This is a genomic window from Colwellia sp. (assembly GCF_013215345.1).
Classification (GTDB): Bacteria; Pseudomonadota; Gammaproteobacteria; order Enterobacterales; family Alteromonadaceae; genus Colwellia.
Map to the genome: position 1 here is coordinate 16,707 of NZ_JABSOV010000054.1, position 11,536 is coordinate 28,242.

The following is an 11,536-nucleotide window of genomic DNA, read 5'->3' on the forward strand; positions in this document are numbered from 1 at the left end:
TAGGCGGCGCAATGAGTAAAACAATATTAGTAGTTGATGACAGCATAGTTTCACGCATGATGATAAAAACAATTATAGAATCCCATGTGCAAGGGGCAGACATAATCGAGGCAGGCAATGGAGCACAAGCACTTGATAGAGTAGATAAAGATAAGGCTATTGATGTAGCCTTCGTTGATTACAATATGCCGGGTATGACGGGACTTGAATTAATTAGTGCCTTAGCAGCAAAACTGACCATTCCCAAAGTAGTCTTACTGACAGCAAATATTCAAGATGAAATCAAAGCTCAAGCATTAACTGCGGGAGTAACCTTTATGAATAAGCCGATCGATGAAGAGGTTATCGCAACGTTTTTACAAAGCTAGTCGTTAGAGACACAAACGAGTAATTACTATATGCCTGATAAATTGACCCTCCTTGAAATAGATGCCTTAACGGAAATTTTTAATATTGGCATTGGCCGTGCTGCTAAGTCATTGAATCAAATGGTTTCTCAAACGGTTGATTTAACTATTCCTGAAATTGAAATGTTGCCTAATAAGCAGGCAAAGCATAAACTTGATTTGGATACAGCGATGGAAATTAGTGCAGTTACCCAACGATTTTCGGGTGACTTTCAAGGGCAAGCTTTATTAATGTTTAGTAAAGAGAATGGCTTACAACTGGTAAGATTATTACTTGGCAATAAAATACCCATTGAAGACTTATCCGAGTTAGAGCAAGATTCTTTAGTTGAAATAGGGAATGTTATTTTAAATGCTTGTTTTGGTACCGTGATTAACTTTTTACAAGCGTCTATTTCAATTGAAATGCCCGAGTTTATTCAAGGTAACTTAAATAAAATTTTCACTTATAGCAGTGAGCATGATTGGTCACTGTATATAAAAGTGAAATTTTCGCTGCCCAGTGAACATATTGCCGGTCATATCTCCTTTATTATGGATATAACCTCACTGGAAATTTTTCAAGAATCAGTGCGTAAGTTTGTTTTTGGAATCACCAATACCGTCAAAAGCTAAGGTGATTACATGGCAAACTTAACCAATGACATACTTTTCGCCTCTTTAAACCAACTTTCTGTTGGCATAATTATCATTGATGAACAGCAAGAATTAGTCTTTTTTAATCAATGGCTAAGTGATTATTCAGGCAAGAACTTAGCTGATCATGAAGGTAAATATTTAGGGGTAGTATTCACACAGTATCACGACTCTCGTTTGAGTGATGCCTGTGAGTCTGCTTTGTCATTGGGTTTACCCGCAAGACTATCACATACCTTTAACCCAGCACCTTTACCGCTTTATCAAAATAATTTTTTTGGAGATGAAAAGTTCTTAATTCAACAGCAAATTAGTGTTAAAAAAATTGCTGTCGAGTCATCAACCCCTCTTTGCCAAATCGTTATTGTTAATGTCACTCATATGGTAAAAAAGGAGAAAACGCTACAAAAACTAGCGGATGACAATAAGATTCAGCAGCAAAAGGCAGAAATAGCAAACCGCTCTAAATCTCAGTTTCTTGCTAACATGAGCCACGAAATAAGAACGCCAATTAATGGGGTGCTCGGAATGCTAACGTTATTAGCCGATACTCAGTTAAGTAAAACTCAGCGCCATTTCTCAAAACTTGCTCGGGTTAGTGCGGAAATTTTATTGCATCTAATTAACGATATATTAGACTTTTCCAAAATAGAAGCCGGTAAACTTGAAATTGAAAAAATAGTATTTAATCTGCCGGACAGCATAATTGAAACAGTACAAGCCATGGCTATTAAAGCACAAGACAAGAAGGTTGAAGTTATTATTGATACTACCGGTTTGGCAGAAAACTTTGTCATTGGCGACCCTAGCCGGTTAAAGCAAATAATTACTAATTTAGTCAGTAATGCGATTAAGTTTACCGAACAAGGTGAAATTAATATCACTGTGTCCATGGAAGAGCAAAGTCCAAGTCAATTTAAGTTGACGGTAGTTATAGCCGATACGGGCATAGGCATCCCATCAAACAAATGTGCTGATTTATTTACTGCTTTTACACAAGTTGATGCCTCAACAACGAGAGAGTATGGCGGAACTGGCTTAGGGTTAACTATCGTTAAACAACTGTGCCAGCTTATGGGGGGAGATATAAACGTTAATAGTCAGTTAGGGCAGGGCAGCCAGTTTACTTTTTACCTGAGTTTAGATAAAAGCACATTATCTACAAAACCTTTTAAGGCCTTTACCGAAAAACCAATATTACTCATTGATAGTAATGAAAACAGCGCTAAAAGTATTAGTAAACAATTACAGCTGTGGGGGCTAAATGCGGTGATGAAAACAGCCGCAGATGAAGCTATCGCCATCTGTGATAAAATTGAGAATCACGACTTTTCTATCATTATGCTTAATAGCAATTTAGATAAAGCTACTCTAGGTTGTATTGCCTATTTGTTGTTGATAAATAATAAGCTAAGGTCAAAATCTGTGCCTATTATTTTGCTGACATCCATGGACAATAGTGGTATCGAAAAAAGTAGCGCGCTTTTGGCATTGAGCAATGATGAAAATACTCACCAATTAGCTAAGCCTCTTAGTCCCGCAATGCTTTATAACGTATTAACTAATGTATTGTCACAAGAGTGCACTAAGTTAGCGAATGGTGACTTAGCGTTTGCCCCCTTAATAAGTAAAATAACGAATAAAAGCAATAAACAAGCAAAAATTCTCTTGGTTGAAGATAATCGGATTAATCAAGAGGTTGCGCTCGGCTTGCTACGTAAATTTGGTTTTAACGCTGATGTCGCTAAAAATGGCGTGCATGCATTAGAGTTATTATTGCAGAGTGAACTATTTGAGCCATATGAATTAGTTTTAATGGATTGCCAAATGCCGGAGATGGACGGCTATCAGGCAACACAACTCATTCGAACAGATGAAAAGTATCGGCGCTTTAATCAAGTGAGCATAATTGCCATGACAGCTAACACCATGCAAGGCGATCAGAAAAAATGTTTAGATGCAGGGATGAATGATTATTTAGCCAAGCCTATTAACCCGCAACTACTAGCAGATAAGCTGGAATTTTGGTTAACAAATGAAGTAGGTAACCAGTATTAATGATTATCTACTTCATTAGGGTCTGTTGATCTTTCGAGATTACTTTTGCAGCGTATTGTTGGGTATTTCTACAAGGCAGAGCCTTTGTCATGTGGTTATTCCACATCAAAAGGCGATAACGCAGTAAAAATGGCCAACAAACGCCGTTCGAAGGATTCGGCTAAAAGCGCTTTATTCTTTGTTGAGTAGTATTTGCTTAGAATGACTAGGCTACACACTACTCGCCGCGACTAAAACGCTTTTACCTCGAACAAAATTTAATCCTGAAAGTTCAACAGTCCCTTGCTATATGACGGTATTAGTTATGCTTTTTTCTATCGGCAAATTGATCGTCTGAAAAACGCGTCAAACCTTTTTTGTGCATTGGTGTTCTCTTACCCTTACCATTGCCTTGTCCCGGTTTAGGTCTATTCTGACCTGGGCTACTTTTAAAGCCTTGCGAGTTATTCTTACCTTGTCTGTTTTTATTGGCTAAACTCTGCTCATTACGTGTTTCTCTTGGTACTAAACAGTTTGGCCCTGAGCCAATCAGTTTAGTTAAGCCCATTTTGGTTAACGCTTGACGAATCTGTGCCCAGTTTAGGGGATCATGATAACGCAGTATGGCTTTATGCAAACGTCGTTGAATGGTGCCTTTAGGTACGGTTATTCGGCCATCATCCTTCGCTAAGTTTTTGCTAGTCACGTTACGTAAAGAGTTTAACTCGGTATGGTATAAGGTGGTGGCGTTAGCTAAGGGCGAAGGATAAAAATTTTGTACCTGATCTAACTTAAAATCATTGTCTTTTAGCCATAGCGCTAAATTAACCATATCTCTGTCAGTGGTGCCTGGATGAGCAGAGATAAAGTAAGGGATCAAATATTGTTTCTTGCCAGCAAGTTTAGAGTAATGGTCAAACATTTCTTTAAATTTGTCATAGCTGCCCATGCCTGGTTTCATCATCTTATCAAGCGGCCCTTGCTCGGTATGCTCGGGAGCAATTTTTAAATAACCGCCAACATGATGGGTTGCTAATTCTTGAATATATTCAGGATGCTCTATGGCTAAATCGTAACGAACACCTGAAGCGATTAATACCTTTTTAATGCCTTTAACTTTACGCGCTTTACGGTAAAGCTCGATGGTTGGCGTATGATCTGTATCTAAGTGGCCACAAATAGTTGGCCAGACACATGAAGGTTTACGACAAGTCGCTTCGGCTTTTTCACTCTTACAATTGAGCTGATACATATTAGCCGTTGGACCGCCAAGATCTGATATCACGCCAGTAAAGCCAGGGACCTTTTCTCTGATATCTTCTATTTCTTTGATGATAGATTCATGGGAGCGACTTTGAATAATGCGGCCTTCATGCTCGGTAATTGAGCAGAAAGTACAACCACCAAAACAACCGCGCATGATATTAATCGATGTTTTTATCATGTCATATGCTGGAATCTTGGCTTTACCATAACTTGGGTGTGGTACTCGCTTATATTCAAGATCAAATACGCCATCCATTTCCGCTGTTGAAAGCGGTTTCGCCGGTGGGTTTAACCAAATAAGGCGTGTACCATGGCTCTGTACTAAGGGCTTAGCTGAAGTAGGGTTAACTTCTTGATGAAAAATACGTGATGCATGCGCATACAGAACCTTGTTGTCTTTTACCTGCTCAAATGTTGGTAAATTAATGTAAGTGGTTTCCCAAGGTTTAGCTTTCTTTTCCCAGGTTTTATTACGGTAGTCCGCCATTACAATAGGCTGAGCCGTTTTAGTTATATCTTTAGCCTGATTTTCTGCGGCCGATTGTGCTTCGTTATCACTACAGCTTTCCGGTGTAATTTCTGTATAAGGACTAAGAATAGCATCAATTTTACCCGGGCGGTCGATATCACGGGAGTCTATGCCTTTCCAGCCTGGCAATGCCTGGTTGGTTAAGAAAGCACTGCCACGAACATCGGTGATGTTTTTAACATCTTCACCACGAGCAATACGGTGAGCAATTTCAACTAGTGGCCGCTCTGCATTACCAAAGACTAATAAATCTGCTTTTGAATCAAACAAAACCGAGCGACGAACTTTATCTGACCAGTAATCATAGTGGGCTACTCGGCGTAAACTGGCTTCAATACCGCCAATAATTACCGGTACTCCTTTAAATGCTTCTTTACAGCGCTGAGTATATGCAGTTACTGCGCGATCTGGACGCTTACCACCTTCATCATTTGGTGTATAGGCATCATCATGACGCATTCTTCGCTCAGCAGTATATCGGTTAATCATGGAGTCCATATTACCGGCGGTAACACCAAAAAATAAATTAGGCTTGCCTAACTCCATAAAGGCATCTTTTGAATGCCATGCGGGTTGTGCGATTATACCAACCCTAAAACCTTGTGCTTCAAGCATACGGCCAATAATAGCCATACCAAAACTCGGGTGATCTACATAAGCGTCACCGGTGACAATAATTATGTCGCAACTGTCCCAGCCTAAAACGTCCATTTCTTTTCGTGTCATAGGCAAGAATGGTGCGGTGCCGTAGCACTCAGCCCAGTATTTCGGATAATCAAATAATCCTTGCTGTGTTTTCGAAATTATTTGTTTTTTAACTGAAGCCATATCACCATTCCCATTGGGGTTAACCGATTCTAAAATTACTATGTCACTAAATGATTGTGCCGCCTCTGTACTGAAAATAGCGGGCGCGGGATTATATCAGAAATATCATGCTATCCCCAAATATATCAGTATGATTTTTGTACGATTATGAAAGTGACTTGGTAAAAAATAAGAATTGTATAATGTTTACAATCTCGATGGTATTTGCTCTAATCACTTTTAGTCATATTTAGTCAGATGATTACAATAATGAAAGCAATAAAAAAAAATTATAAAGAGCGTTATTAATATTTTAGAGGAAGCTATGAATAAGAACTTAAAAAACAGCTTGTTGGCAAGCGCTATTGTCACAGCTCTCGGCTTGAGTGCCTGTGTTAAACAAAGCGATACTGTGGCAGTAACTAAATCAACGCCAGCGTCACAATCGGCTGAAATTTCCGTCGTTATTAGCTCAGAGCAAAGTTTAACGGCGCTCTATTTGCAAGCTAAGCAAAGTCTCTTTAAACAGCGTGCTTTATCAGCAACCATGTATGGCTTATCCGAGCAAGATGTTGGCCAAGACGTTAGCAGCAAGATGGAGCTTTATGGCTCTGAAAACGAAGCCAAGTTACGCGCTGAGTTATTATCGATATCAAATAAAATTGCGGGTATTAAGCTTGAGGGAGATAATATTACCGCGAAAAACAACCAGCAAGTGATGGCAGGGTTAACACGATATTTTGCTGGCGAGCCAAACTTTACTGTTGGTTTTATTGATACTTGGATGGGACTTTCACCCTTTATAGTCAATCAGATTAATGGCCCCTTGATTGATATTCCTCGTATTATGCAAAACGACCAGCCAATTACCACAGAGCAACAAGCATTAGATTACATCGCGAGATTAGGATCATTTGACCGTCTTGCTAATAGCATTATTGAAAAACAAGCATTTGATGCCGGACAAAATTGGTTACCACCGAAAGTGACTTTACAAGGTGCAATTAAGTACCTTAAAGGCTTTACCAGTGTTCCAGCAGAGCAGCATACTTTTGTTAGTGTCTTTAGTGATAAAATTGACAAAATTGACTCGCTTAATGCTGAGCAAAAGCAAGCGTTAATAAAGCAAGTTATCTCGAAAGTCAGCCAAGTGGTCTATCCTGCTTACCAATCGGTGCAAAAAGCCAGTGAACAATTATTGGCTAAATCTCGTGATGAATCAGGTATATGGGCACAGCCAAATGGCAGTGATTATTACCAAGATGCGATTAAACAATTAGGCGATAGTGAATTAACGCCAAGTGAAATACACCAAATAGGTTTGGGTGAAGTCGCTCGCATTAGCGTTGCTATGGACACGATATTACAACAGCAAGGTTATAAACAAGGCTCTGTTGGCGAGCGTATGGTGGCATTAAATGAAGAACCACGCTTTTTATATGAAGATTCAACAGCAGGCCGAGAAAAGTTATTAAGTGATATTAACGGTTATATCACTGAAATGACCATAAAAATGGCACCGGTATTTAAAACAACACCAAGTTATCAAGTCGAGGTGAAAGCTTTTCCAGTTGAAGTACAAGATGGAGCACCTGGCGGTCAATATACTTCACCGGCTGTTGATGGTAGTAAACCGGGGATCTATTGGATTAACTTACGTGATATGAAAGCTAATCCTAAATTTGGCTTAAAAACCTTAACCTATCATGAAGCAAATCCTGGTCATCATTGGCAAATTGCTTTGAATTTAGACCAAGCTGAATTACCTTTTCTACGTAGAATTGCTCCCTATAACGCATATGCCGAGGGTTGGGCTCTTTATTCAGAGCAGGTCGCTTTTGAATTAGGTATGTATGAAAATGATCCCTTTGGCAACTTAGGTCGTTTACAAGCGGAGTTATTTAGAGCGGTACGTTTAGTGGTTGATACTGGCCTACATGATAAGCGCTGGACACGAGAGCAAGCGATTAGCTATATGTCAGAGCAAACGGGTACCGCTGAGTCTGATGTTATTGCTGAAATTGAACGTTATATGGCATGGCCAGGCCAAGCACTCGGCTATAAACTAGGTATGTTAAAAATATTGAGTTTAAGAGAGCAAGCGGAAAAACGTTTAGGTGATAATTTTGATTTAGCCGAGTTTCATGATGTTGTGCTGTTAAATGGCGCTGTGCCTATGGCGGTGCTAGCACGGAATGTAAACCATTGGCTAGCTAGTAAGTCATAGGTGAACTTATTTAACCGTTAGTTATAGCCATATTATCTTACCGATATGTTGGCTAAAAAATTAGTTACTTCTGCATGGTTAGCTGGTAAATAAAAAGCCGTATTGTTGTTAACAATACGGCTTTTTTATTTTCGGTAAGTTATATAATTTATATAAGTCATATTAGCTTATCGCCTGATTATATTTTGCTGAGCTAGAGGCATTAGTGAATGTTGTGGTCATGGCTGGTAAGTTCACTTGTACGTTGATTTTTAAGTAGCACACATTGAGTCTCTCCTAAGCGCGCACAGTTATCCAGTTCGAAAATCTCATCGGCTCTAAAAGAAGCATTTGAAAGAATAACCGCAGAGCAGTTGCCACGGCATAAAACATTTTTTATTTGTTCAATATCTAAGTGTGCAGACTTCTTATCAACTAAGTTATTTATCTTGTTTTTGCCTTTAAAACTAACACAAAGCACTTTCGAAATATCGACACCATGGGTTTTCACTAATTGCTCTAATGATGATTCTTCAGGGTTAATAAACAATACCCACTTTTTTTCTTGATTATGTTGCTGACAAATATTTGCATAGTGATATGACAATTCTTGATGGTTGGCTACATTGGTTAGTTTTAACCAAGTCTGCTCTGCAACGGGAGTACTGATGGCTTTGTTCATGACATTGCTATTTATTGTATCTGTGGTGTACATAGTTCAACCTCGTGCTAAATTGTGATAACTCGCTATACTGTATGGATGTACAGTATATGGTTTGTGTTGGCTATTCAAGCATTATTTGTAAATTTTTTACACAATATCGATATACCATGCTTGAAAATCTATACATTAAAATTATGTAGGCAGGGAATTGAGGCATGGAAATATTTATACTATTACCATTAAATTTTCCTCTTGTTGTGCACCGGATAAATTAATTAAAGCAAGGTGCTCGATTGAGTAATAGCTAGTTATTGGGCTTGAGAATAATGCCGGTTTGGCGTGTTTTATCCCGCACAGGTGGCTAATGATGTAATGGAATTGGTACTCGATTAGATGTAAGACCATCATCGATAGAGTGAGCCCTTGAAATCAATTTAGCTTTTGGCGATAAATATCAGATAACGAATTCTGCTGACAATGGCAATGATAGGACGGGACAGGACAAAGCAAAGCTAGCGCTAGATTGTAGCTGTGCTTACTGGAGTTAAGCTTGTTGGCAAGTGAGGGGTTTAGTAAGGCGTTTGCTACTTATGTATAAAGTAAGTGTGCGGTCGAAACTGGTGAGTTGGTAAATAGGGTAGTAAATGATAAGGTTAAAACCAAGCATAAAGGCAGTGCTGCCTTTATGCTTGGCTGAGCTTATTGCTCTAATTCTGATAATTGCGCTTCAAATTGTTCCGCGCCGGCTTTAACTTGATAGAGTTTAACCATTAAATAGTTTAGCTCTGGGGCGAACCAAACGTAGGTGATACGTTTTTTCTCAAGAACTTCCCGTTTTAAGCGAATAGTTTTCACTAAGCCAAAGGGAAGTATGAGTTCTTCTTCACCATCGTACAGATATTGATAATTCTTGATCGAGCCTCGGGTACTGATCACAGGATAAACAAAGCGTTTTTGTTCTGGGCTGTTAATTAAGTCAATACGATTTTGTAGATGATAACTGAGTTTATCTAATAGGCCATCAGTGAAATCTAAAGTGATTTGTTTATTATTTTTAACATCGGTCGCCGTTTTTCCCGCTAGGTCATATTGCCATTGGTAGTATTTATCGCGTCCGGTTCCCTCGCGTTGATAATCATAACTTAATGGTATCACTTGTTTGTTTTCTACTTTAATTATGGCTGTTTCACTGCGTTTATCAGAAAAAATCAACCAACTTATATCTGTTTCATAATGGTATTTTATTTTATTATCATCAAGGTAACTCAGCTGCCTAATTGCGGTACCAACGGGATCTGATTTATGTAATAAGGTATAGGTAGCCCGATAAGGAGGAATAATTGTGGCGAAGGGGGATTTCTGTTGTTGGGCGGTTGCTTGCGTTTTACTAGAGAGCTCAGTAATAGCAGGATTGGCTGAAGCCAGAAAAGGTAAAGTTAACAACAGCAGGGGCAAGAATTTTCGCATAATAAGCAAAGTGTCCAGAAGCAATTAGTACTCATGATACTAACAGCTTCTGTGGGGTGTTTAGCAATAATTTGGTAACTAATTTGTTCTACTATTTTACCTGTAATTAGCCTAAGCCGACTTATGTTAGCGCTTAGTGAGTGTTTATTTATCGCTTAATTATCGCTTAGTTAGGGTCCCGACCGTTTAGCTATCAATGTTAATCGTTAGCATAACCTGAGGCAGGCAGTGTATTACCATCAAGAATTGCATGATCGCCTTGCATGCTAAGTCTTTTTTCAGCAAACCACTTTACTACGAGTGGGTAGATACGGTGTTCTTGCTCATGTACTCGTGCAGCTAAATCATCACTACTATCGCCATCAAATACTGGTACTTTCGCTTGAAGAATGACTGGACCGCCGTCAAGTTCTTCAGTGACAAAATGTACACTAACACCGTGGACATCATCGCCGGCATCAATTGCCCGTTGATGGGTATTTAAACCCTGATATTTAGGTAACAAAGATGGATGTATGTTTAATAGTTTGCCTTGAAAGTGCTGGACAAAGCTGGGGGTGAGAATTCTCATAAAGCCGGCTAAGACGATTAAATCAGCGTCAAAAACATCAATTTTTTTGATAAGAGCTTGATCGTAATCTTCACGGCTAGCGAATTCTTTATGTGAAAGAGCTACGGTAGCAATGTCAGCATTCTGAGCACGAGTTAGGCCATAAGCATCTATTTTATTTGATACCACACCAACCACTTCTGCTGGGTAATTACTATCAGTACAGGCATCAATAATGGCTTGTAAATTAGTGCCGCCGCCTGAGATTAATACAACTATTTTGCTCGACATATTTTTTCCTTATCGCTTAGTAAATTAGTTAAGGATTAATAAAGCAGAGATAAATAAAAGGGGCTAATAAATAGCCCCTTTATAATAATACTTTACTTGCTTAGATAGTTAGTTGTTTATGAAAAAACAACTTGCTCTTCGCCGTCAGCTTTATCGGCTATTGCGCCAATATGCCAAGCGTTTTCACCGTGTGCTGTTAACACTTCAATACTCTGCTCAACTTTGTCAGCAGGTACTACGATTATCATGCCAACACCACAGTTAAAAGTACGGTACATTTCATGTTCCGTGATATTGCCTTTTTCTTTTAACCAAGTAAAGATGCTCGGCCATTGCCAGCTATTACCTTTAATCACAGCTTGTGCTGTTTCAGGTAATACACGTGGGATATTTTCCCAGAAACCACCACCAGTAATATGAGACAGTGCGTGCACATCTACATTTTTAAGTAATTCAAGCACAGATTTTACGTAAATCTTGGTTGGTTCAAGTAAGTGGTCAGCAATTTTCTTGCCGTCGAGCAATTCATTCATATCAGTATTGTTTACTTCTAATACTTTACGAATTAATGAGAAACCATTTGAATGAGGACCTGAAGCGCCAAGTGCAATCAATTGATCGCCAGCTGCAACATTAGTTCCATCAATTAAACGAGATTTTTCAGCAATACCAACAC

The 11,536-nt window shown here is 38.9% G+C and carries 9 protein-coding genes; 4 read left to right on the forward strand and 5 right to left on the reverse strand.

Annotated features, from left to right (window positions below):
• Positions 1–11 precede the first annotated feature (11 nt).
• From HRT50_RS10035 to HRT50_RS10045, 3 genes are read left to right on the forward strand one after another with little or no spacing between them, the layout of a single operon-like run.
• Positions 12–368, forward strand: coding sequence for a response regulator (locus tag HRT50_RS10035; protein WP_291613972.1), 357 nt, complete (start codon positions 12–14; stop codon positions 366–368).
• Between the two features lie 30 nt (positions 369–398).
• A complete protein-coding gene (locus HRT50_RS10040) occupies positions 399–1,022 on the forward strand; it encodes a chemotaxis protein CheX (RefSeq protein WP_291613974.1) in 624 nt (207 codons plus the stop codon).
• A gap of 9 nt (positions 1,023–1,031) precedes the next feature.
• Positions 1,032–3,101: an ATP-binding protein gene (locus HRT50_RS10045; protein WP_291613976.1), complete on the forward strand. Its 2,070-nt coding sequence runs from the start codon at positions 1,032–1,034 to the stop codon at positions 3,099–3,101.
• Between the two features lie 298 nt (positions 3,102–3,399).
• Here the strand turns inward: HRT50_RS10045 and HRT50_RS10050 are convergent, their stop codons facing one another.
• Positions 3,400–5,703 (reverse strand): YgiQ family radical SAM protein, encoded by a 2,304-nt coding sequence (locus tag HRT50_RS10050; protein WP_291613982.1) that lies wholly within the window; start codon positions 5,701–5,703, stop codon positions 3,400–3,402.
• Positions 5,704–6,007: 304 nt separating this feature from the next.
• Between HRT50_RS10050 and HRT50_RS10055 the strand changes: the two genes are divergently transcribed.
• A complete protein-coding gene (locus tag HRT50_RS10055) occupies positions 6,008–7,909 on the forward strand; it encodes a DUF885 family protein (protein ID WP_291613983.1) in 1,902 nt (633 codons plus the stop codon).
• A gap of 202 nt (positions 7,910–8,111) precedes the next feature.
• Here HRT50_RS10055 and HRT50_RS10060 read toward each other — a convergent pair whose 3' ends face one another.
• From HRT50_RS10060 to purM, 4 genes are all read right to left on the reverse strand, one after another.
• Positions 8,112–8,603, reverse strand: a complete 492-nt coding sequence (locus HRT50_RS10060) for a hypothetical protein (RefSeq protein WP_291613986.1) — start codon at positions 8,601–8,603, stop codon at positions 8,112–8,114.
• A 648-nt stretch (positions 8,604–9,251) separates the two neighbouring features.
• The gene (locus tag HRT50_RS10065; RefSeq protein WP_291613987.1) at positions 9,252–10,019 is read right to left on the reverse strand and encodes a DUF3108 domain-containing protein; all 768 of its coding nucleotides are present in this window, start codon (positions 10,017–10,019) and stop codon (positions 9,252–9,254) included.
• A 199-nt stretch (positions 10,020–10,218) separates the two neighbouring features.
• Positions 10,219–10,860: a phosphoribosylglycinamide formyltransferase gene (gene purN / locus HRT50_RS10070; RefSeq protein ID WP_291613989.1), complete on the reverse strand. Its 642-nt coding sequence runs from the start codon at positions 10,858–10,860 to the stop codon at positions 10,219–10,221.
• A 116-nt stretch (positions 10,861–10,976) separates the two neighbouring features.
• A partial coding sequence (gene purM / locus HRT50_RS10075) for a phosphoribosylformylglycinamidine cyclo-ligase (protein WP_291613991.1) occupies positions 10,977–11,536 on the reverse strand: 560 nt, incomplete at its 5' end.